The organism is Bradyrhizobium sp. KB893862 SZCCT0404 (genome assembly GCF_018130885.1).
Classification (GTDB): domain Bacteria; phylum Pseudomonadota; class Alphaproteobacteria; order Rhizobiales; family Xanthobacteraceae; genus Bradyrhizobium; species Bradyrhizobium stylosanthis.
The window spans coordinates 350,362-372,857 of record NZ_JAFCLT010000003.1; the positions used below are offsets into that span (position 1 = coordinate 350,362).

Below are 22,496 nucleotides of genomic sequence, written 5' to 3' on the forward strand. Positions count from 1 at the left end.
GTCCAGATGGGCAGTCACGTCGTGAGCCTCTTCGCTTGTCGCTGTCGGCCCGTTTTGCGCAAAAACCGCGGCCCGCGCAAGCGTGTTAGGACACAACCGGTGCCCGCCCCAGCGTCACCTCGACGATCTCGGGCGGCACGCCGACGCGGATCGGCATGAGGCTGCAGCCGAGGCCGCCGGAGACGATGAGGTCGCATTTCAGCCGGAAGTGACCATAGGCGAGCCGGAGGCCATGCTGCCGCGAAACGGCCGGCGACCAGCCGAGCAGGCGAACCTGGCCGCCATGGGTGTGGCCGGACAATTGCAGCGCGACGCGCGCGGGCACGCGCGGCGCGATGTTGGGTTCATGCGCGAGCAGGATCACGGGCGCATCGTCGGTGACCTTGGCGAGCGTCGCGGTGAGATCGTCGGCGCCGAAGCGCCCCGCGCTGCGGAAGCGGCGCGCCGGCAGGAAAGCGAGCTGATCGCCGAGACCTGCGAGCCAGAAGGCGCGGCCATCCTTGGTAAGGCGCACGGCATCGTTCTCGTAGACGGGAATACCGGCCGTCTCCAGCGCGCGGTGCGCGACCGTCGGTCCATGTCCCGCCTGCTGCACGGCTTTGTCGACCCAGTAGTCGTGATTGCCCATGACGGCGTGAACACCGAGCGGCGCCTTCAGCCCCGCCAGCACCCTCGCCCATTCGCTCGACGGAATGAAGCGCGTGACGTGGTGAAGACCGGCGACATAGTCGCCGAGCAGCACGATGAGGTCGGGCTTGAGCGCGTTGGTGCGATCGACGATGTCTTCGATCCGCTCCAGCGACATCCAGGGATCGCAGGCATGGACGTCGGCGATCGCGGCGATCTTCAGCGGAAAATCCGCCGGCCATTGCCGCGGCGTCGGATGATAACGGGTGACGCGGAGCCGCAGCACCGGCTCGATGCCGACGCCGTAGGCCGCAGTCGAGACGCCGAGGGCGGACAGGCCGCCGACGGAACGGATGAAAAGACGCCGTGTGATCATGGAAGCCCGGTGGTCATGCAGCTTCTTGATGCGGTCCGATTGGAGCGGAATTGGGGTACGCTCGTGCAGGCCGTCTGCAGCTGCGTGCAGACACCTGCACAAACCTTACCAGCGGCCTTCACCGACCAGCGCGTCCAGCCGCGTTTTCAGCTCGTCGGACGCCCGATAGTACCAGACGCCGCCGAGCAGATCACGAAACCGTTGGTTGCTGCGCGCCTCGCGCTCGATGCGGTCGATCGTGCCCGCACTGATCACGTCCTCGAGGGGTCCCGCGGCCAGCAGCGCCAGCAGCACCGGATTGGACTCGATCTTCAGGATCGCCAGGATCAGGTCGATCATCCGGTCGGGATCGTCCTCACGCAGGTCGCGCTCGAAATCCATGATCGCGAACAGATTGTCGTCCTGGTCGCGCTCGGACCTGGAATATTGCTCGACCCAGGCGCGCGCGAGCGCGGCAACGGACATGCTGGCGCAATCGAGCGGCTCGCGCGGCGTGCGCTGCGCCAGATGATCGGCCTCCCACCTCTCGCTGTCGGCGATGAGCGCGATGCGCGCCGTCAGGGGGCCGTCGGGTGCCGCATGCACGCCGCCGAGCAGCCAGCGCAGCCGATCATTGTGCGCCGCTTCGCGCTCGATCCGCGCGATCACCTCCGGGCCGTGCGCATAGAGCAGCGAGAGCAGGAACTTGTCGTTGAGCTGCATCATTGTCGGCTTGTCGCCTTCCGTCCTCAGCACCTCCAGCACGAGATCGAGTGCGCCTTGCGGCAGGCGATGCGGCAGATGGTCGAAATAGAGCTTGATGGCCCAGATGCTGCCCACCTGGTCGCGCCGGCTGACACGCTGAAGCGCGCACCACATCGATGCCAGTTCGCCGAGCGGAAGGGAATCCAGGAATGCCTCGGTCTCGTCGGGCGTACGGAGTTGCGGTGCCGCCGCGACGGCCTCGAGCAATCCGGTATTGTCCGCTGGCGCCATTCCTTCCCACTCCGATCGATGAGCGGCGATCCCGCCGCGCGTTCGGATTAGTGATGGAAGGAAACCGTCGGGTTCATCCGCTGCGGCGATCAGTCGTCGCTTTCGTCGGTGCCGAACAGGCCGAACTGCGATGCGACATCGCGCGAGGGCTCGGCGAGGCCGAGATGGCGGAAGGCGTGCGAAGTCAGCAGGCGGCCGCGCGGGGTACGCTGGAGATAGCCGCACTGGATCAGATAGGGCTCGATGATGTCCTCGATCGCATCGCGCGGCTCGGAGAGCGCCGCGGCCATCGTCTCGACCCCGACGGGGCCGCCGCCATAGTTGAGCGCGATGGTCGAGAGATAACGGCGGTCCATGGCATCCAGTCCCGCGGCGTCGACCTCGAGCGCGCTGAGCGCATGGTCGGCGATCTTGCGATCAATCGTGTCGGCATTCGCCGCCGAGGCAAAATCGCGCACGCGCCGCAGCAGGCGCCCGGCGATGCGCGGGGTGCCGCGGGCGCGGCGAGCAATCTCGTTGGCGCCATCGGCACTCATGCCGACATTGAGCACGCGCGCGCCGCGGCTGACGATGCTTTCGAGCTCGTCGATCGTATAGAAGTTCAGCCGCACCGGAATGCCGAAGCGGTCGCGCAGGGGATTGGTGAGCAGGCCCGCGCGCGTGGTGGCGCCGACGAGGGTGAATTTCGACAGCTCGATCTTCACCGAGCGCGCCGCCGGGCCTTCGCCGATGATCAGGTCGAGCTGGAAGTCCTCCATCGCGGGATAGAGCACCTCTTCCACGGCCGGGCTGAGGCGATGAATCTCGTCGATGAAGAGCACGTCGCGCTCTTCGAGATTGGTCAGCAGCGCGGCGAGGTCGCCGGCCTTGGCGATGACAGGACCCGACGTGGCACGAAAGCCGACGCCGAGCTCCTTCGCGACGATCTGCGCCAGCGTGGTCTTGCCGAGGCCGGGGGGACCGACGAACAGCACGTGATCCAGCGCCTCGCCGCGCTTGCGCGCCGCCTCAATGAAGATCGACAGGTTCTTGCGCGCCTGCTGCTGGCCCACGAAATCGGACAGCGATTGCGGGCGCAGCGCGGTGTCGCCGACGTCATCGCTGCGGCGCTCGGGCGAGACCATGCGGTTGGCCTTGGGATCGCTCACTTCGAGAGCTCCTTCAGGCCGAGGCGAATGAGCTGCGCGGTCTCGGCACCCTCACCCGCGCTGCGCGAGGCCGATGCGATGGCCGCAGCCGCCTGCGGCTGGCCGTAGCCGAGATTGACCAGTGCGGAGATCGCGTCAGCGACGGGCCGCGGCGCGCGCTGGTCGTCGACGGCACCGGCGAGATGGACCACGGCGGGATCGACATTGGCGAAGGCCGGCGCCTTGTCCTTCAATTCGGTGACGATGCGCTCGGCGACCTTGGGGCCGACACCGGGCGTGCGCGACACCGCGGCCTTGTCGCGCAGCGCAATGGCGTTGGCGAGATCGGCCGGCGCCAGCGTGCCGAGCACGGCGAGCGCGACCTTGGCGCCGACGCCCTGCACGGTCTGCAACAGGCGAAACCATTCGCGCTCCTGATCGGTGCGGAAGCCGAACAGCTTTATCGCGTCCTCGCGGACATAGGTCTCGATCGACAGCACGGCCGCTTCACCGGGCGACGGCAGGTGTTGCAAGGTACGCGTGGAACAATGCACCTGGTAACCGACGCCGCCGACGTCGAGGATCACAAAATCCTCGCCGTAGGAATCGATCAGGCCCTTGAGCTTGCCGATCATCGTAGGACCTCGGTCGCGGCAGACTCTTCTCTTTCGTCATGGCCGGGCTTGTCCCGGCCATCCACGTCTTGGATTTCGGCAAGAAACAACGTGGATGTCCGGGACAAGCCCGGGCATGACGGCGGCGATACCTGCCGATTGATCATAGTCCCGCCACCTTCAGCCTGAGCGCCGTGCTCTGGCGGTGATGGGCGTGGGTGATGGCGATCGCGAGCGCGTCGGCGGCATCGGCTGACGGCGGATCGGCTTTCGGCAGCAGAATCTTCAGCATCATCGCGATCTGGGCCTTCTCGGCGTGGCCGGCGCCGACAACGGTCTTCTTGACCTGATTGGGCGCGTATTCGGCGACCGAGATACCGAACATCGCGGGCGCGAGCATGGCAACGCCGCGCGCCTGGCCGAGCTTGAGGGTCGCGACGCCGTCCTTGTTGACGAAGGTCTGCTCGACCGCGGCCTCGACCGGCTGATGGTTCGACAGCACGGCCGCAAGCCCTTCATGGATGGCCAGCAGCCGATTGGACAGCGGCAGATCGTTCGGCGGTTCCACCGAGCCGCAGGCGACGTAGATCAGGCGATTGCCCTCGGCCTCGATCACGCCCCAGCCGGTGCGGCGCAGGCCGGGGTCGATGCCGATGATGCGAACGGGGCCACGAATCGGGAGCGCAGTCATGGGCCAGTGATAGCGGCTGGCCGCGATGGGGGAAACAGAAACAGAACGGAAGTAACAAGGGAAAGAAGGTCTCGTGCCCCGGGCGCGACGCAGCGCGAAGCGGTGCGTCGCTGAACCGGGGCCCATTTTGCCAATGATGCGTCGAGAACGATGGGTCCCGGCTCCACGCAGCAGCGCTTCACGCTGCAGCGCGTCCGAGACACGAGAGCGGCTCAGCCGCCCATCTTCGCCATCAGCGCGTCCGACACCTCGAAATTGGCGTAGACATGCTGGACGTCGTCGTGCTCGTTGAGCAGATCCATCAGCTTGAGCAGCTTCTCGCCGGTCTCGTCGTCGACGGCGACCGTGTTCTGCGGCTTCCAGATCAGCGCGGCCTTGCGCGGCTCGCCGAACTTGGCTTCGAGTGCCTTGGCGACGTCGCGATAGCCTTCGGTCGAGGCGTAGATCTCGTGGCCGCCTTCGCCGGAGACCACGTCGTCGGCACCGGCCTCGATCGCGGCATCGAGCACTGAATCGTCATCGGCAACGCTGCGGTCATATTCGATGACGCCGGTGCGATCGAACATGAAGGAGACCGAGCCGGTTTCGCCGAGATTGCCGCCCGACTTGGTGAAGAAGGAGCGGATGTCGGAGGCGGCGCGGTTGCGGTTGTCGGTCAGCGCTTCGACGATGACGGCGACGCCGCCCGGGCCATAGCCCTCGTAGCGGATCTCGTCATAGTTCTCGCCCTCATTGCCGAGCGCCTTCTTGACGGCGCGCTCGATATTGTCCTTCGGCATGTTCTCCTGGCGCGCCGCGATGATGGCCGCGCGCAGGCGCGGGTTCATGTTGGGGTCGGGCGTGCCGAGCTTGGCTGCGACGGTGATTTCCCGCGCCAGCTTGCCGAACAGCTTCGACTTCTGCGCATCCTGCCGCCCCTTGCGGTGCATGATGTTCTTGAATTGGGAATGTCCGGCCATGCGTGGTCTCGTAAAGGAATCGTGCGCCAAGAGTGAGCGAGGGAAGCGCGGCCTTATAGGCCGTCCACCCCCAGGAATGAAAGAGGCTCTACGACTTTAAGGTAACACCGTACTGGCCCGTGCCTAGAGGTCAGGCATCGTTAACCCTGATTTCATTCCGGACTGCGAAAATAGCGACCGACCATTCCCCGACAAGAGAGACCCGATGGCGTTCGGACTATTTCGGAAGCCTCTGCCGGACACGGCCGGGCCTGCGGCCGCCCCGCAGGCTGCCCAGCCGGCGACCCATGCCGAGCCCGCCCCGGCCAGCGAGGGGGATTCGGCCCGGGAGATCCTGGAACTGCTGGAACTCGAGCTCGGGGCGATGATTCGCCAGCTCGAGCGCGCCGCCAATTCGGTCGCCGGCGGCGCCGAGGCGACCGCGACGACGCTGGCCGCCATCCGCGACCGGACCGACGCCCTGACCGGCCGCACCAACGCCGCCCAGTCGACCGCCTCCACCTTCGCCCATGCCGCCGACAAGTTCACCCAGTCCGCGCAAGGCATCGGCGCGCAGGTGCGCGAGGCCGGCAAGCTCGCCGACGCGGCCAGCGCCGCCGCGCAGGAGGCGCGCGCCAATGTCGACCGCCTGCGCGAGTCCTCCGCCGCGATCGGCAACGTCGTCAACCTGATCGCGCAGATCGCGCGGCAGACCACGCTGCTCGCGCTGAACTCGACCATCGAGGCCGCCCGCGCCGGCGCCGCCGGCAAGGGCTTTGCGGTCGTCGCCACCGAGGTCAAGGCGCTCGCGGTGCAGACCCAAGGCGCGACCGAGGAGATCACAAGGAAGATCGACGCGCTGCAGCGCGATGCCGCCGGCTCCGCCGATGCCGTGCATCGCATCTCGCAGGCGATCGAGGCGATCCGTCCGGTGTTCGACACAGTCAACGGCGCGGTGGCCGAGCAGAACGCCACTACCAGCGAAGTCTCGGGCAATGCCGCGAGCGCTTCCGAGTTCATCATCTCGGTCGGCGAAAGCGCGGCCGAGATCGATGCCGCGACCAAGGCGGCCGAAACCCATGGCGAGAGCGTCGCCAGCGCCGGCAAGGCCGTCACCACCTTTGCCCAGAAGCTGAAGTCGCGCTGCGCGGTGCTGCTGCGCCAGAGTGAGCACGACGACCGCCGCAAGACCGAGCGGCTGCCCTGCCACCTCAAATTCGAAACCGCGCGCGGCGTGATGCCAGTCTATGAGATTGCGATGGACGGCGTGCTGATCGGCGGCGTGGACGCAAGCCGGCTCGCGCCGCAGGCGATGGTCGAAGGCACGCTCGAAGGCGTCGGCAGCTGCCGCCTGCGCGTGGTCGAGCAGTCCAAGGCCGGCGCCCGCGCACAATTCGTCAGCCCCAATGCCGAGCTCTGCGAGAAGATCGAGGACCGACTGTGGTCGATCCACGAGGAGAACACGGAGTTCGTCACCCGCGCCATGGAAGCGGGCAATTCACTGACTGCGATCTTCGAAAAGGCGGTCGCGCGCGGCGAGGTCAAGATCGACGATCTCTTCGACACTGATTATGCGGAGATCGCGGGAACCAATCCGCAGCAATACCGCACCCGCTACCTCGACTGGGCCGATCGCGCGCTGCCGCCGTTCCAGGAGGCCTTCCTCGCCAAGGAACCGCGCATGGCGTTCTGTGCCATGGTCGACCGTAATGGCTTCCTGCCGGTGCACAACAAGATCTATTCGCACCCGCAGCGTCCGGGCGACGCCGCCTGGAACACCGCCAACAGCCGCAACCGCCGCATCTTCAACGATCCGGCGGGGTTGGCGGCCGCTCACAACTTGCGCTCGTACCTCGTCCAGAGCTATGCGCGCGACATGGGCAACGGAAACACGGTGATGATGCGCGAGATCGACGTCCCGATCCGCGTGCAGGGCCGGCACTGGGGTGGATTTCGCACAGCTTACAAGCTGTAATGCCCGCTCTCGTGCACTCCTGGGCAAGACGCCGGGCGCGAATCATCCTCTAAGGTCGAAACTGGAATGGGAATGCCGCCGAGAGCCGATCAACGGCTCTGACTGGAGAAAGCCCGTACATGTCTCTGGCACAACTTGCAGTTATGGACACCGGCTCCAACCGGACGCTGGCCGAACGCCTGATCGACCAGCTTGCCGACCGCATCGGCGGTCTCGGCGTCGAGCTCGCCGACATCGCCGGCAACGTCCAGGAGGTCGCCAACCGCGTCGCCAATCAGTCCGAACGGTTCCATCATCTCCAGGAGACGGCGGAGACGATGGTCTCGGCCAACCACGACATCGCCAACGCCTCGCAGGCGGTGCAGACGACGACATCCGCAGCAGTCGGCGAGATCGCGCAGTCACGCAGCGCGGTCGATACCGCCGTCAACCACATCTCCGAGCTGGTCGCGGCCGTGGAGCGGATCGAAGCGCGCCTGAGCGCCGTCGGCTCCGCGCTGGCGCAGGTGGCAAAGGTGTCCGGCTCGATCGAGGCGATCGCCAAGCAGACCAATCTGCTCGCGCTGAACGCAACCATCGAAGCCGCGCGCGCCGGCAATGCCGGCCGCGGCTTTGCGGTGGTCGCGAGCGAAGTGAAGAACCTCGCGGAAGCCACCCGCCAGGCCACGCACCAGATCTCCGACACCGTGCGCGATCTCGACGGCCAGATCGAAGGCCTGATCGGCGAGAGCAGCGACGCCTCACAGCGCGCCAAGACCGCGGGCGAAGGCGCCCAGCAGATCTCCGGCATCATCTCGCGCGTCCAGCAGGGTTTTGCTTCGGTCGAAGCGGAGATCGACAGCGTCACGCGCGCGGCGACCTCCAATCTCGGCCATTGCGACACCGTGATCAGCGAGCTGAACGAACTCGCCAAGGGCGTCGACCTGTCCTCGCGCGATCTCAAGAACGCCGACCAGCGCGTGACAAAACTGCTCGACACCTCCGAAGCGCTGATCGCGCTGATCGCCGACAGCGGCGTCGAGACATCCGACGCGCCGCTGATCCGAATCGTCGTCGAGACCGCCAAGCGGATCTCGGCCGAGTTCGAGGCCGCGATCGACCGCGGCGAGATCACGCTCGACCAGCTCATGGACGAGAACTACCGCGAAATCCCCGGCACCGATCCGAAGCAGTACAACACGGGCTATGTCGAGTTCACCGACCGCGTGCTGCCCGGGATCCAGGACCCGATCCAGAAGTCCGATCCCCGCATCGTGTTCTGCGTCGCCTGGGCCAAGGGCGGGTATCTTCCGACCCACAATCCGAACTACCGCCTGCCGCAGGGCAAGGACCCCGTCTGGAACAACGCCAACTGTCGCAACCGCCGCCTGTTCACCGACCGCGCGGTGAAGAAGGTCGCAGCCAACACAAAACCCTTCCTGCTCCAGACCTATCGGCGCGACATGGGCGGCGGGCAGTTCGTGCTGATGAAGGACCTGTCCTCCCCGATCGTGGTGCGCGGCAAGCACTGGGGCGCCTTCCGGATGGGCTTTCGCCAGAGCTGACGCCCGGCGCGGCGGCATTCCGACGCTCCCAAGACAAAAGTTCGAAAACAACCCCATGCACAGTAGCCGGGGTGTCCGAAATCAATGGCTTATGCGGGAAGGCCGCGGCGGGCTTTGACTTGTCGGGCAAAACAGGGGCATAATGCTATTATTCCGAAATAGCGATGACCTCCGCTCCCTTCTCCCCTTGCGGGAGAAGGTGGCGCGCAGCGCCGGATGAGGGGTTTGTCTCCGCGGATAGAACTCATCAACAGTGAGAGGCTCACTCGCGGAGAGAACCCCTCACCCTAGTGCGTCCGTGTTGACCGACGTCGACGCCCTCTCCCGCAAGGGGAGAGGGCACAGCAATGCGCCCTTGCGATTGATCCCGGAGGACGCCTTGGCGCGCCCCGCCTTTCCCAATCGCACGAATTTCGACATCGCACGCGTTTGCGCATTCGCACGGTCATCTGCGGCGTTTGGCGGTGCACACGACGGAAATGCGTCAAAACATGACGGTTATCATATCAATTAGCCCGGAATGCCTGCCGCAATCGCCGCACAAATTCGTGAACGTCATGGCCTAAGGCTTCGTTCGCGCAAATATGCATTGCCGGAATTTTCGATGCTTCATCGCTTCGCAGCGATATGATTATGGTCGCGCGCAAATCGCCGACGCCGTAAGCGCTCGTCGAGCAAGGGGATGCACATGGCAACAACACTCACCATCAACGGCGAGACCAAATCGTTCGACGCGCCACCGGAGATGCCGCTGCTGTGGGTGCTGCGCGACATCCTCGGCATGACCGGCACCAAGTTCGGCTGCGGCATCGCGCAATGCGGCGCCTGCACGGTGCATGTCGACGGCAAGGCCGTGCGCTCCTGCGTGCTGCCGGTGAGCGCGGTCGCGAACCGCGCCGTGACCACCATCGAGCATGTCGGCAGCACGCCCGCGGGCGCGAAGGTGCAGAAGGCCTGGCTGGATGCCGAAGTGATCCAGTGCGGCTATTGCCAGTCCGGCCAGATCATGGCGGCCGCGGCGCTGCTGGCATCGACGCCCAACCCCGACGATTCCGACATCGACGCCGCGATGGCCGGCAACATCTGCCGCTGCGGCACCTATGTGCGCATCCGCGAGGCCATCAAGCACGCGGCCAACGGCCGGCAGTCGTGAGGTCCGCCATGAACGCACCCAACAGCGTCTCCCGCCGCGCAGTTCTGACCGGCGGCCTCGCCACCGGCTTCCTGCTTGCTTTCCATCTGCCGCTGCGCGCCGCCGGTAACGAGCCGGTGCAACGCGACGTGACCGAAGGCAAGTTCGCGCCCAACGCCTTCATCCGGATCGACCAGACCGGCCGCACCGTGCTGATGATGCCGCAGGTCGAGATGGGCCAGGGCACCTACACCTCGATCTCGGCAATCATCGCCGAGGAGCTCGATGCCGACTGGAGCAAGGTCGAGGTCCAGCACGCCCCGCCCAACGACAAGCTCTACGGCAATCCGACCTTCGGTCTGCAGGTCACCGGCAACTCCAACTCGATCCGCGCCTGGTGGCTGCCCCTGCGCAAGGCCGGCGCCACCGCGCGCGCCATGCTGGTGCAGGCCGCGGCCAGCCAATGGGGCGTCGAGCCCGCAAGCTGCACGGCGTCGAAGGGCGAGGTGGTGCATGCCGCAAGCAGCCGCAAGCTCGGCTACGGCGAGCTGGCGCTTGTCGCGCAGGGCCAGACGCCGCCGAAGGACGTCGCCATCAAGAATCCCCGGGATTTCGTCCTGATCGGCCAGCCGCTGAAGCGGCTCGATACGCCTGACAAGGTCAACGGCAAGGCGCTCTACGGCATCGACGCGATCCTGCCCGGCATGAAGATCGCCGTGATCGCCAATTGCCCGGTGTTCGGCGGCAAGGTCGGCAAGGTCGACGACAGCGCGGCGACGAAGGTCGCCGGCGTGCGCAAGGTTGTCGTGCTCGACGACGCGGTCGCGGTGATCGGCGATCACATGTGGGCGGCCAAGAAAGGTCTCGAAGCGCTCAAGATCGAGTGGAACGAGGGGCCGAACGCCAAGATATCCACCAAGGACGTCTGGGACGATCTGCGCAAGGCCAGCCAGAAGGACGGCGCGGTCGCAAAATCCGACGGCGACATCGCGAAGGCGCTCGCCAGCGGCGACAAGTTCGAAGCCGCCTACGAGCTGCCGTTCCTCGCGCATGCCTCGATGGAGCCGATCAACGCCACCGTCCATGTCAGGCCGGATGCCTGCGAGATCTGGACCGGCACGCAGATCATGACGCGCGTGCAGTCCGAGGCGGCGAAGGCGGCGGGCGTTCCCGTCGACAAGGTGATCGTCAACCAGCATCTGCTCGGCGGCGGGTTCGGCCGCAAGCTCGAGCCGGACATGGTGGTCGCCGCGGTGAAAATCGCAAAACAGGTCGACTACCCCGTCAAGGTGATCTGGACCCGCGAGGAGGACATCCAGCACGACGTTTACCGCCCGGTCTATCGCGACCAGATCACGGCATCGCTGGTGGACGGCAAGGTCGCGGGCTGGAAATACAAGGTCGCCGGCTCCGCCGTGCTGGCGCGCTGGCTGCCACCGGCGTTCCAGAAGGGCATCGACATCGACGCGATCGATGCCGCGGTCGATGCGCCCTACGACTTCGCCAATTTCCACGTCGAATATGTCCGCGCCGAGCCGCTGTCGGTGCCGACAGGCTTCTGGCGCGGCGTCGGCCCGAACAACAACGTGTTCGCGGTCGAATGTGCGATGGACGAACTGGCGCGCAAGGCCGGCAAGGATCCGATCGAATTCCGGAAGTCCATGCTGACCAAGAACCCGCGCATGCTCGCGGTGCTCAACCAGGTCGCGGAGAAATCCGGCTGGGGCCAGCCCCTACCCGCGCGCGTCGGCCGTGGCGTCTGCGTGCAGCCGTCCTTCGCAAGCTTCATCGCGACCGTGGTGGAGGCCGAGATCGACGATTACGGCGAGATCGCGCTGCGCCGCATCACCTCGGTGGTGGACACCGGCATCGCGGTCAACCCCGACACGGTGAAGGCGCAGATCGAGGGCGGCCTGATCTTCGGCCTTACCGCTGCGCTCTATGGCGAGATCACCATCGACAAGGGCCGCGTGCAGCAGTCGAATTTCCACGACTACCGCATGATGCGCATCAACGAGACACCGAAGATCGAGGTCACGGTCGTCAAGAGCGGCGAAGCCCCCGGCGGCATCGGCGAGGCCGGCGTCAATGCCGGACCGCCAGCGCTGCGCAACGCAATCTACGCCGCAACCGGCGTGGCGCTGCGGCGCCTGCCGATCGATCGGAAACTGCTGGCTGCGGGGAAGAAGGCATGAGCGGCAAGATGCGTATCCTCACAAGCGTCGCTGCGATCGCCATCGTCGCGGCAGGGCTCGGCGTCGTCATCATCCGCGGGCCCGGCCCGCTCGATTTCGCCGGCGGCCCCAAGGTGGCGCTGGCGGATTACCGCGCCGGCAAGCCGACCGGCGTGCCTGCCAAGCTTGAGAAAGCGAGCCTGGTCGAGCGCGGCGAATATCTCGCCAAGGCCGCCGACTGCATGGTCTGCCACACCAAGCCGGGCGAGAAGGATTATGCCGGCGGCCTCGCCTTCAAGCTGCCGTTCGGCACGCTCTATTCGACCAACATCACTGCGGACAAGGACACCGGCATCGGCAATTACACCGACCAAGACTTCCTGAACGCGGTCCAGCACGGCAAGCGCCGCGACGGCGCCCGGCTCTACCCGGCGATGCCGTACACGTCCTACACGTTCATGACCGACGACGACGTGCTGGCGGTGAAGGCCTATCTGTTCAGCCTGCCGGCGGTGCGCACCAAGGCGCCCGACAACACGCTGGCGTTCCCGTTCAACCAGCGCTGGGCCATGATTGCCTGGTCGGCCGTGTTCAATCCGGACACGCGATATATGCCTGACACGTCGAAGAGCCCGGAGTGGAATCGTGGCGCATATCTCGCCGAAGCGCTGGCGCATTGCGGCGAGTGCCACACGCCGCGCAATCTCGGCTTCGCGCTGGACAACCGCAGGAAGTTCGCCGGCGCCATCACCGCGGGCTGGCGCGCCTTCAACATCTCCTCCGACAAGGCAACGGGTCTCGGCAACTGGAGCGATGCGGATCTGATCTCGTATCTGTCGCTCGGTCACGCGCCGGGGCACGGCTCGGCCTCGGGCCCGATGGGCGAAGCGGTCGACCACAGTTTCAGCCAGTTCGCGCCGGAGGACATCAGCAGCATCGTTGCGTACCTGCGGAGCGTGCCGCCGCAGCCGTCGCCGGACCTGCCCGCCACCACGGCGCCGGTCGCGCCCGCCTCGCACAAGGAAGGCTTCACCGCCGACGCGCGCGGCAAGAAGGTGTTCGCCAGCGCCTGCGCCAGCTGTCACGGCTGGAGCGGCGAGAGCCCGGTCTCGCCGATGGCGACGCTCACCGGCACCTGGGCCGTCAACGACCCCGCCGCCACCAACGTCGCGCAGATCGTGATCTCCGGCACCAAGCGCCACACGCCCGACGGCGCGCTGTCGATGCCCGCGTTCGGCAACGCCTATACCGACGACGAGATCGCGGCCGTCGCGAACTACGTCACGGCGCGGTTCGGGACCAAGGGCTCGAAGCTGACGGCGAAGGACGTCGCGGAGCTGCGGGAGCAGACGGCGGAGTAGGTGTTGCGCCAACCACCGCTGCACCCTCTCCCCTTGCGGGAGAGGGTCGCTTCGCGGAACGCGAAGCCGGGTGAGGGGTTCTCTCCGCGAGTCTCACTCTCGGTTGAGTGCGCTGATAGAACCCCTCATCCGGCGCTTCGCGCCACCTTCTCCCGCAAGGGGAGAAGGTGCAGCGGAGCTTTCCGCTCTCAGCTCAACCAGAATCTCGGCGTCGCCGGCTCCAGCCTTCCGCCGACGCGCACCGGCGCGATCTTCAGCGCGAGGCCCGTCGCGTCGTCCGTCTCCACCGCGACGCCGCTGAGCGTCGCTGCGCCTGCGGCCGGCTCGAAGCGGCCTGAGGGAATTCCCGACGTGAACCGGCGCAGCGGTTCTTCCTTCTGCATGCCGATGATGGAATCGTAGTCGCCGGTCATGCCGGCGTCAGTCATGTAGGCGGTGCCGCCACTGAGGATCTGGTGGTCGGCGGTCGGCACATGGGTATGCGTGCCGACGACGAGGCTGGCGCGGCCGTCGCAAAAGAAGCCGATGCCCTGCTTCTCGCTGCTCGCCTCGCAATGGAAATCGACGACGATGGCATCCGCGGCGACGCCGAGCGGACAGGCCCCGAGCTCGCGCTCGAGCGCGGCGAACGGATCGTCGAACGGGGTCATGAAGACGCGACCAAGTGCGTTGACGACGAGGGCGTGCTTGCCGTTCTTGGTCTCGACCAAAGCGGCACCGCGGCCGGGCGTGCCGCGCGGATAATTGGCCGGACGCACCAGGCGGTCGGCGCGCTCGATGAAGACGAGCGCCTCGCGCTGGTCCCAGGAGTGGTTGCCGAGCGTCACCGCGTCGGCGCCGGCCTCGATGAACTCCTGGTAGATCGCTTCCGTGATGCCGAAGCCGCCCGCCGAATTCTCGCCGTTGACCACGACGAAATCGAGCGACCAATCCTTGACCATGCCGGGGAGATATTCTGCGATGGCCTCGCGCCCGCTTCGGCCGACGACATCACCCACGAAGAGAATGCGCAACTTCAGAACTCCGGAAATCAAACACGTCGGATTCCGTTAGCACATAATCCAGCGCCACGTCGTGGGATAGTGCCGGAACCGCCTCGATCTCCTGCGCTGCAAACGCAAGCCCGATGCCGACGATCTGCTTGGCTTTCCGCAAATGCGCGAAGGTGAAATCGTAATGGCCCGCGCCATAGCCGATGCGATGGCCGAGGCGGTCGAAGGCCGCGAGCGGCGTCAGCATGACGTCGGGGATGACCTCGGCCGCCGCCGGCGACGGCTCGGGAATGCCGAGCGGACCGAGCATCAGGCGGTCGTTGGGATGGAAGAGGCGGAAGATCAGCGCCTTGCCGCGCGTGGTGACGCAAGGCAGCGCCAGCCTGGCGCCCTGTTCGGCGAGCTTCTTCAGAAGCGGCATCGGATCGATCTCGCTGCGGATCGGCGAATAGCCGGAGACGATGCTGCCGGGCAGCAGCTCGAACGGCAGCCCGCGCTTGGCGAGCTTAGCGGCGGCCGCAGTGCGCTTCTTCTCGCTCAGCGCATCGCGCTTGGCGAGGGCCTTGGCACGGAGCTCGGCTTTGGTGTTGGACATGCGCGTTGGTCCCCACGTCATCACCCCCTGGGCGCCCTTGCGCACTGCGGCGGGTGATCCAGTATTCCAGAGGCGGTCGTGATTCACACAAGGGCCGCGGCGTACTGGATGCCCCGGCCCTCCGTGCGCAATGGCGCACTCGGCGGAGCATGACACCTGTTGAATTGGCCGCAGTCATTTCGACAGGCACAAACCAAGCAGACAATAGTGCGAAGCCGCGTACGCCGTTGAAGCACTCGATCCCGGAGTTCCCTACGAAAGTAGGTGGGCACCATATGTCCGGGCCCACGGGCCCGGCCAGGGACAGTTCCCTAAAGGATCGATAAGGCCCCGGGGATATATGGCTCCTGACGCACGTCGCAGCCTCGCGGGGCCAATGTAACAACGATGCTGACGAATCGCCAGCCCGGCGAGCAGGTGCCCGCTTGCTCGCCAAGTTCACCGGTGAGCTCCCTCTCCCGCCTGCGGGAGAGGGTTGGGGTGAGGGCTCTCTCCTCTGGGGGAATGTCCCGTTGCGGAGATACCCTCTCCCCGCCCCTCCCCCGCAAGCGGGGGAGGGAGCGCACTGCCTGCGTGACCACTATCGAGCTTCGTCCCTACCCGATCGCAATCCCGTTGCCGACGGTCCGGTTCAGGACCTGGGTCGACTTCTCGATGCGTTCGGCGGCGGCGTTCAGGGCGTTCACCACCGCGGTCTGGGTCATGCGGGCGCGCTCGACCGCGGCGTTCCGGAAATCCCGAAGCTCGGTCAGCTCCTGCTCGAGGGTGCGGACACGGTTGGTGGTGTCGACCAGCTCGTCGCAGACGGTCAGCGCGGCCATCACGGTCAGCCGTGCATCGCCGATCTCGCCGAATTTTCCGCGCAGCGACTGGATGCGTGTCTCCAGGGTCTCGGCGAGCTTGAGCAGCCGCACCTCCTGCCCCTCCTCGCAGGCCATGCGGTACTGCCGGCCGTTGATGGTGACGTTGATGTGGCTCATCCGTCCTCTCCGGTATCGAGCACCGAGCGTATCGTGACGATCGCGGAATCCAGCCGATCGGAGATCTCGCGATTGGTACGCTCGAGCTTGCGCGCCTTCACCAGCGCACCGTCGAGCTCGTCGGCGAGCCGCGAACGATCCGCGCCAAGCGCCTGGATTCGCGCCGCAAGCTCGTTCTCGTCGCGATCGGCATCGCGCCGCCGCTCCACCGCGCTTTCGAGCGAGTCGAGCGCCGCCATGAGCCTGCGGGTCGCGATCTCGATCTCGACGGCGGAGGACTCCGTCATGGCAGAGCTGTTGGACACGCGATCGTTCATGCAGTCAGCGGCGGAACCTATGGGCCTATCCGGTGCCAGTTACCCCAGAGCTTGCCGTCCGGCAAAAGACTCGGTTCGGCAAGCGCTTAGAAGCAGAAATTTACGTGGCAAGCTAGCGGAGCGCAACGCCGCCTCGAAACTATGCACCGATCAATCGGAGGACCTCGTCCGGAGCCCTCAATTCCTCCCGGCGCAATCCCGGCGCAAAACGCTCTCCACAGAGGCAACTTTTACGGCCAAACCGGCGTTTGATTGCCTTGGACTCCCGGAACTGAGGTGCTATCCCAGCCCCGACCTTCAGCGGCCGAAAGGCTCCTTCCCGCGCGGGCGTGCACGCCAAGCGCCTCATTTCAGACGGATTTCAGACATGACGCAGGTCGACCACAACCGCATGGCCAACGCCATCCGCGGCCTTTCGATGGACGCTGTCGAGAAGGCGAAATCGGGCCATCCCGGCCTGCCGATGGGCGCCGCCGACATCGCCACGGTGCTGTTCACCCAGTTCCTGAAATTCGACGCCGCCGCCATCGACTGGCCCGACCGCGACCGCTTCGTGCTCTCGGCCGGCCACGGCTCGATGCTGCTCTATTCGCTGCTGTTCCTGACCGGCAACGCCGCGATGACGCTGGACCAGCTCAAGAACTTCCGCCAGCTCGGCTCGCTGACCCCGGGCCACCCCGAGAATTTCCACACCAAGGGCATCGAGACCACCACCGGCCCGCTCGGCCAGGGCATCTCGACCGCGGTCGGCATGGCGCTCGCCGAGAAGATGCTCGCCGCCGAGTTCGGCAAGAAGATCGTCGACCACCACACCTATGTGCTCGCCTCCGACGGCGACCTGATGGAAGGCGTGTCGCAGGAAGCGATCGCGATGGCCGGGCACTGGAAGCTCAACAAGCTGATCGTGCTGTACGACGACAACGGCATCTCGATCGACGGCCCGACCTCGATCTCCGACTCCGTCGACCAGGTGAAGCGTTTCAAGTCGGCGGGCTGGGCCGCCGAGAAGATCGACGGCCATGACCAGGCCGCGATCGCCGCCGCCATCACCCGCGCGAAGAAGTCGAACAAACCGACGATGATCGCCTGCCGCACCACCATCGGTTTCGGCGCGCCCCACAAGGCCGGCACCTCGAAGGTGCACGGCGAGGCGCTCGGCGCCGAGGAGCTGAAGGCCGCCAAGGAAAATCTCGGCATCTCGCTCGAGCCGTTCTCGGTGCCCGACGACGTGCTGAAGGCATGGCGCGCGGCCGGCAGCCGCGGCGCCTCCGCGCGGCAGGAATGGGAAGCACGGCTCGGCGAGCTCGGCAGCCGCAAGCGCGCCGAGTTCGAGCGCCGCCTGCGCCACGAGCGTCCGGCCTCGCTCGCCAAGGCAGTGCGCGCCTACAAGAAGGAGCTGCTTGAAAAGCCGATGACGGCGGCGACCCGCAAGTCCTCGGAAGCGGTGATCGAGGTGATCGCCGGCGCGATGCCGATGGAATTCCTCGCGGGCTCGGCCGACCTCACCGGCTCCAACAACAACAAGGCGAAGTCGGCGACCGCGTTCTCGGCGAAGACGCCGAAGGGCCGCTTCATCCATTACGGCATCCGCGAGCACGGCATGGCGGCTGCGATGAACGGCATCTTCCTGCATGGCGGTTTCGCGCCGAACGGCGCGACCTTCCTGGTGTTCACCGATTACGCGCGGCCCGCGATGCGCCTCGCCGCGCTGATGGGCACCGGCGTGGTCTACGTGATGACGCACGATTCCATCGGCCTCGGCGAAGACGGACCGACCCACCAGCCGGTCGAGCATCTCGCCGCGCTCCGCGCCATTCCGAACATGCGCGTGTTCCGTCCGTGCGATGCGATAGAGGTCGCCGAGTGCTGGGAGCTCGCGCTCAACCGCGTCGACGGCCCGACCGTGCTGGCGCTGACGCGGCAGAACCTGCCGCAGCTCCGCACCACCGCGCCGAACGACAGTCCCTGCCAGCACGGCGGCTACGAGCTGGTCGCAGCGCAGGGCGAAGCCAAGGCGACGCTGTTCGCGTCGGGTTCCGAAGTCGAGATCGCCGTTGCCGCCCAGAAGCAGCTCGCCGAGCGCGGCATTCCGACACGGGTGGTCTCGGTGCCGTCGCTCGAGCTCTTGTTAGCGCAACCAAAAGAACGCCGTGACGCGATCATCGGCAACGCGCCGGTGAAGGTCGCGATCGAGGCCGCGGTGCGCTGGGGCTGGGACGCCGTGATCGGACAAGATGGCGAATTCGTGGGCATGCATTCGTTCGGGGCCAGCGCGCCGGCCAAGGATCTCTACAAGCATTTCGGCATCACCGCCGAGGCTGCAGTTAACGCTGTGCTGAAGCGCGTTAGCTGAGAGTTGAGCTTGTCAAAAAAAAGGACTACGTAACGTCTCATATGATCAAGCACCCGCCCGGCCGAACCGGGCGTCCGCCCCTAAAAAACCCTCGCAGGCGCGCAAAGCGCGTTGTGCGGGATGACAACGGTCATTGAAGGAGACGAAACATGGCAGTCCGCGTGGCAATTAACGGTTTTGGCCGCATCGGTCGCAACGTGCTGCGGGCGATCGCAGAGTCCGGCCGCAAGGACATCGAGGTCGTCGGCATCAACGATCTCGGCCCGGTCGAGACCAACGCCCATCTGCTCCGCTTCGACTCCGTCCATGGCCGCTTCCCCGGCACCGTCACCGTCGACGGCGACTCGATCAACCTCGGCGGCGGCAAGATCAAGGTGAGCGCGGAGCGCGATCCTTCGAAGCTGCCCTGGAAGGATCTCGGCGTCGACATCGCGCTCGAGTGCACCGGCATCTTCACCTCGAAGGACAAGGCCAGCGCACATCTGACCGCCGGCGCCAAGCGCGTGCTGGTCTCCGCGCCCGCCGACGGCGCCGACGCCACCATCGTCTACGGCGTCAACCACGAGACGCTGACCAAGGATCACCTCGTCGTTTCCAACGGAAGCTGCACGACGAACTGCCTCGCGCCGGTCGCCAAGGTGCTGAACGACCTCGTCGGCATCGAGACCGGCTTCATGACCACGATCCATGCCTATACCGGCGACCAGCCGACGCTGGACACGCTGCACAAGGATCTCTACCGCGGCCGCGCGGCTGCGATGTCGATGATCCCGACCTCGACCGGCGCCGCCAAGGCCATCGGTCTCGTGCTGCCCGAGCTGAAGGGCAAGCTCGACGGCGTCGCGATCCGCGTGCCGACCCCGAACGTCTCGGTCGTCGACCTCAAGATCGTCGCCAAGCGCGCCACCGACGCCAAGGAAATCAACGCGGCGATGAAGCGCGCCTCAGAGCAGCAGCTCAAGGGCATCCTCGGCTACACCAGCGCGCCGAACGTCTCGATCGACTTCAATCACGACCCGCACTCCTCGACCTTCCACGAGGACCAGACCAAGGTGCAGAACGGCACGCTGGTGCGCGTGATGTCCTGGTACGACAACGAGTGGGGCTTCTCGAACCGCATGGCGGACACCGCCGTCGCGCTGGCGAAGGTGATCTAACGCCGCTCCCGTCCCGGACGCGATGCAGCGTGAAACGCTGCGTCGCAGATCCGGGATCCATTTCACCGCGGGACTCGCTGCAACGTGGGTCCCGGTTCTGCACAGCGGCGCCTTGCGCCGCAATGCGCCCGGGACAAGGAAGCGTCCGATGACCAACAAATTCCGCACCCTCGACGACGTCGACGTGAAGGGCAAGCGCGTGCTGCTGCGCGTCGACCTGAACGTGCCCATGGAGAACGGGCGCGTCACCGACGCCACCCGCCTCGAGCGCGTCGCGCCGACCATCACCGAAATCTCGGACAAGGGCGGCAAGGTCATCCTGCTCGCGCATTTCGGCCGGCCGAAGGGGCGCGACGCCAAGGACTCGCTGAAGCCGGTCGCCGAAGCGCTGTCCAAGGTCGTGAAGAAGCCGGTCGCGTTCGCCGACGACTGCATCGGCGAGCCCGCGGCCAAGGCCGTGGCGGCTCTCAGCGACGGCGACATCCTGTGTCTCGAAAACACCCGCTTCCACAAGGAAGAGGAAAAGAACGATCCCGCCTTCGTCGCGGAGCTGGCAAAGCTCGGCGACATCTGGGTCAGTGACGCGTTCTCGGCCGCGCACCGCGCCCATGCCTCGACCGAAGGCCTCGGCCACAAGCTGCCGGCCTATGCCGGCCGCACCATGCAGGCCGAGCTCGATGCGCTGGAGAAGGCGCTGGGCTCGCCGACCAAGCCGGTCATCGCCATCATCGGCGGCGCCAAGGTCTCGACCAAGATCGACCTGCTCGAAAATCTCGTGACCAAGGTCGACGCGCTCGTGATCGGCGGCGGCATGGCCAACACCTTCCTGCACGCCCAGGGCGTCGGCGTCGGCAAGTCGCTGGCCGAGAAGGACCTGGCGCCGACCGCGCTGCGCATCATGGAGAAGGCGGAGGCCGCCAATTGCGCGATCATCCTGCCCGTGGACGCCACCGTCGCCTATCACTTCGCGGCCAACGCGCCCTCGCATGCCTACGGTCTCGACGCGATCCCGGCCGACGGCATGATCCTCGACGTCGGCCCGCAATCGATCGCGCGCGTCCATGCCGCGATCGACGATGCCGCGACGCTGGTCTGGAACGGACCGCTCGGGGCCTTCGAGATGCAGCCGTTCGACCGCGGCACCGTCTCGGCGGCCAAGCACGCCGCCGAGCGCACCAAGGCGAAGAAGCTGATCTCGATTGCAGGCGGCGGCGACACCGTCGCGGCGCTCAACCAGGCCCATGTGGCCGGTGACTTCAGCTATGTCTCGACCGCCGGTGGCGCGTTCCTTGAATGGATGGAAGGCAAGCCCCTGCCCGGCGTCGAAGTGCTGCGCACCAAGTAATCGTCGGCGAGAAAGACACGGCCCAATCGGCCCAAACGGAGAGAAAGACACATGGCTCGGATCACGTTGCGTCAATTGCTCGACCATGCGGCTGAGAACGATTACGGCGTACCGGCCTTCAATATCAACAACATGGAGCAGGCGCTGGCGATCATGGACGCGGCCAACCAGGTCGACGCGCCCGTCATCATCCAGGCCTCGCGCGGTGCGCGCTCCTACGCCAACGATGTCATGCTCAAGCACATGATGGACGCGGTGACCGAAATCTATCCGCACATCCCGGTCTGCGTGCATCTCGACCACGGCAACGAAGCTGCCACCTGCATGACCGCGATCCAGGCCGGCTTCACCTCCGTCATGATGGACGGCTCGCTCAAGGCCGACGGCAAGACCCCCGGCGACTGGAACTACAATGTCGGCGTCACCAAGACCGTGACCGACATGGCCCATCTCGGCGGCATCTCGGTCGAGGGTGAGCTCGGCGTGCTCGGCTCGCTCGAAACCGGCATGGGCGACATGGAAGACGGCCACGGCGCCGAGGGCAAGCTCAGCCACGACCAGCTCCTGACCAATCCGGACGAGGCCGTGAAGTTCGTGCAGGAGACCAAGGTCGACGCGCTCGCGATCGCGATGGGCACTTCGCATGGAGCCTACAAGTTCACCCGCAAGCCCGACGGCGACATCCTCGCCATGAACGTGATCGAGGAGATCCACCGCAAGCTGCCGAACACGCATCTGGTGATGCACGGCTCCTCCTCGGTGCCGCAGGACCTGCAGGACATCATCAACGCCTATGGCGGCAAGATGAAGCCGACCTGGGGCGTGCCGGTGGCCGAGATCCAGCGCGGGATCAAGAACGGCGTGCGCAAGATCAACATCGACACCGACAACCGCATGGCCATGACCGGCCAGATCCGGAAGGTGCTGAAGGACAATCCGGAAGAGTTCGATCCGCGCAAGTACCTGAAGCCCGCGATGGAAGCGATGACCAAGCTGTGCAAGCAGCGGCTCCAGGAGTTCAATACCGCCGGCCAGGCCTCCAAGTTCAAGAAGATCCTGACCCCCGCCGACATGGCCAAGCGCTACGCCAAGGGCGAGCTCGATCCGAAGGTGGCGTAAAAGCCGACACCGCCCGAGCCCCACTTGCAAAGGGCTGTCATACCTTGAGATCCACGAGAGGTCGTCATGCCCGGGCTTGTCCCGGGCATCCACGTTTCTTGGGT

At 66.1% G+C, this 22,496-nt stretch carries 19 protein-coding genes and 1 other RNA gene; 9 read left to right on the forward strand and 11 right to left on the reverse strand.

The window, feature by feature from the left end; genetic code table 11:
* Window positions 1-85: 85 nt before the first annotated feature.
* The 6 genes from JQ617_RS15615 to JQ617_RS15640 form a co-directional block, all read right to left on the reverse strand.
* Window positions 86-1,003: a metallophosphoesterase gene (locus JQ617_RS15615; protein WP_212027094.1), complete on the reverse strand. Its 918-nt coding sequence runs from the start codon at window positions 1,001-1,003 to the stop codon at window positions 86-88.
* Between the two features lie 105 nt (window positions 1,004-1,108).
* A complete protein-coding gene (locus JQ617_RS15620) occupies window positions 1,109-1,978 on the reverse strand; it encodes a DUF6869 domain-containing protein (RefSeq protein WP_212027095.1) in 870 nt (289 codons plus the stop codon).
* 89 nt (window positions 1,979-2,067) lie between these two features.
* Window positions 2,068-3,102: a Holliday junction branch migration DNA helicase RuvB gene (gene ruvB, locus JQ617_RS15625; protein ID WP_212027439.1), complete on the reverse strand. Its 1,035-nt coding sequence runs from the start codon at window positions 3,100-3,102 to the stop codon at window positions 2,068-2,070.
* Between the two features lie 20 nt (window positions 3,103-3,122).
* On the reverse strand, window positions 3,123-3,740 hold the full coding sequence (gene ruvA, locus JQ617_RS15630) for a Holliday junction branch migration protein RuvA (RefSeq protein ID WP_212027096.1): 618 nt from the start codon (window positions 3,738-3,740) through the stop codon (window positions 3,123-3,125).
* A 142-nt stretch (window positions 3,741-3,882) separates the two neighbouring features.
* The gene (ruvC, locus tag JQ617_RS15635; RefSeq protein ID WP_145668386.1) at window positions 3,883-4,410 is read right to left on the reverse strand and encodes a crossover junction endodeoxyribonuclease RuvC; all 528 of its coding nucleotides are present in this window, start codon (window positions 4,408-4,410) and stop codon (window positions 3,883-3,885) included.
* A gap of 212 nt (window positions 4,411-4,622) precedes the next feature.
* A complete protein-coding gene (locus JQ617_RS15640; protein ID WP_063694159.1) occupies window positions 4,623-5,369 on the reverse strand; it encodes a YebC/PmpR family DNA-binding transcriptional regulator in 747 nt (248 codons plus the stop codon).
* A gap of 205 nt (window positions 5,370-5,574) precedes the next feature.
* Here JQ617_RS15640 and JQ617_RS15645 point away from each other — a divergent pair, with 205 nt between their 5' ends.
* The 5 genes from JQ617_RS15645 to JQ617_RS15665 all read left to right on the forward strand — a co-directional run bounded on the left by JQ617_RS15645 (window position 5,575) and on the right by JQ617_RS15665 (window position 13,534).
* Window positions 5,575-7,323: a methyl-accepting chemotaxis protein gene (locus JQ617_RS15645; protein ID WP_212027097.1), complete on the forward strand. Its 1,749-nt coding sequence runs from the start codon at window positions 5,575-5,577 to the stop codon at window positions 7,321-7,323.
* A gap of 119 nt (window positions 7,324-7,442) precedes the next feature.
* Window positions 7,443-8,867, forward strand: a complete 1,425-nt coding sequence (locus JQ617_RS15650) for a methyl-accepting chemotaxis protein (protein ID WP_212027098.1) — start codon at window positions 7,443-7,445, stop codon at window positions 8,865-8,867.
* Between the two features lie 688 nt (window positions 8,868-9,555).
* Window positions 9,556-10,020: a (2Fe-2S)-binding protein gene (locus JQ617_RS15655; RefSeq protein WP_212027099.1), complete on the forward strand. Its 465-nt coding sequence runs from the start codon at window positions 9,556-9,558 to the stop codon at window positions 10,018-10,020.
* Between the two features lie 8 nt (window positions 10,021-10,028).
* Window positions 10,029-12,194 (forward strand): xanthine dehydrogenase family protein molybdopterin-binding subunit, encoded by a 2,166-nt coding sequence (locus JQ617_RS15660; protein WP_212027100.1) that lies wholly within the window; start codon window positions 10,029-10,031, stop codon window positions 12,192-12,194.
* Complete coding sequence (locus JQ617_RS15665) at window positions 12,191-13,534, forward strand: c-type cytochrome (RefSeq protein WP_212027101.1); 1,344 nt, start codon at window positions 12,191-12,193, stop codon at window positions 13,532-13,534. The genes JQ617_RS15660 and JQ617_RS15665 overlap by 4 nt, the downstream gene beginning before the upstream one ends.
* 188 nt (window positions 13,535-13,722) lie before the next feature.
* On the opposite strand, the gene JQ617_RS15670 is transcribed toward JQ617_RS15665, so the two are convergent.
* From JQ617_RS15670 to JQ617_RS15690, 5 genes are all read right to left on the reverse strand, one after another.
* Window positions 13,723-14,547, reverse strand: coding sequence for a TIGR00282 family metallophosphoesterase (locus JQ617_RS15670; RefSeq protein WP_212027102.1), 825 nt, complete (start codon window positions 14,545-14,547; stop codon window positions 13,723-13,725).
* On the reverse strand, window positions 14,525-15,121 hold the full coding sequence (locus tag JQ617_RS15675; RefSeq protein WP_212027103.1) for a 5-formyltetrahydrofolate cyclo-ligase: 597 nt from the start codon (window positions 15,119-15,121) through the stop codon (window positions 14,525-14,527). Before JQ617_RS15675 ends, JQ617_RS15670 begins: the two co-directional genes overlap by 23 nt.
* A 208-nt stretch (window positions 15,122-15,329) precedes the next feature.
* Window positions 15,330-15,490: non-coding RNA, 6S RNA (gene ssrS, locus JQ617_RS15680), on the reverse strand.
* A gap of 227 nt (window positions 15,491-15,717) precedes the next feature.
* Window positions 15,718-16,101, reverse strand: a complete 384-nt coding sequence (locus tag JQ617_RS15685; RefSeq protein ID WP_018646696.1) for a cell division protein ZapA — start codon at window positions 16,099-16,101, stop codon at window positions 15,718-15,720.
* A complete protein-coding gene (locus JQ617_RS15690) occupies window positions 16,098-16,418 on the reverse strand; it encodes a DUF4164 domain-containing protein (RefSeq protein ID WP_063694167.1) in 321 nt (106 codons plus the stop codon). The genes JQ617_RS15685 and JQ617_RS15690 overlap by 4 nt, the downstream gene beginning before the upstream one ends.
* A gap of 367 nt (window positions 16,419-16,785) precedes the next feature.
* Between JQ617_RS15690 and tkt the strand changes: the two genes are divergently transcribed.
* From tkt to fba, 4 genes are all read left to right on the forward strand, one after another.
* Window positions 16,786-18,771, forward strand: a complete 1,986-nt coding sequence (tkt, locus tag JQ617_RS15695; RefSeq protein ID WP_212027104.1) for a transketolase — start codon at window positions 16,786-16,788, stop codon at window positions 18,769-18,771.
* 149 nt (window positions 18,772-18,920) lie between these two features.
* On the forward strand, window positions 18,921-19,928 hold the full coding sequence (gap, locus tag JQ617_RS15700; RefSeq protein WP_212027105.1) for a type I glyceraldehyde-3-phosphate dehydrogenase: 1,008 nt from the start codon (window positions 18,921-18,923) through the stop codon (window positions 19,926-19,928).
* Between the two features lie 148 nt (window positions 19,929-20,076).
* Window positions 20,077-21,273 carry a phosphoglycerate kinase gene (locus JQ617_RS15705; protein WP_063694170.1) on the forward strand — a complete coding sequence of 399 codons (1,197 nt, stop codon included), beginning with the start codon at window positions 20,077-20,079 and terminating at the stop codon, window positions 21,271-21,273.
* A gap of 51 nt (window positions 21,274-21,324) precedes the next feature.
* Window positions 21,325-22,392, forward strand: a complete 1,068-nt coding sequence (gene fba / locus JQ617_RS15710; RefSeq protein WP_212027106.1) for a class II fructose-bisphosphate aldolase — start codon at window positions 21,325-21,327, stop codon at window positions 22,390-22,392.
* Window positions 22,393-22,496 lie beyond the last annotated feature (104 nt).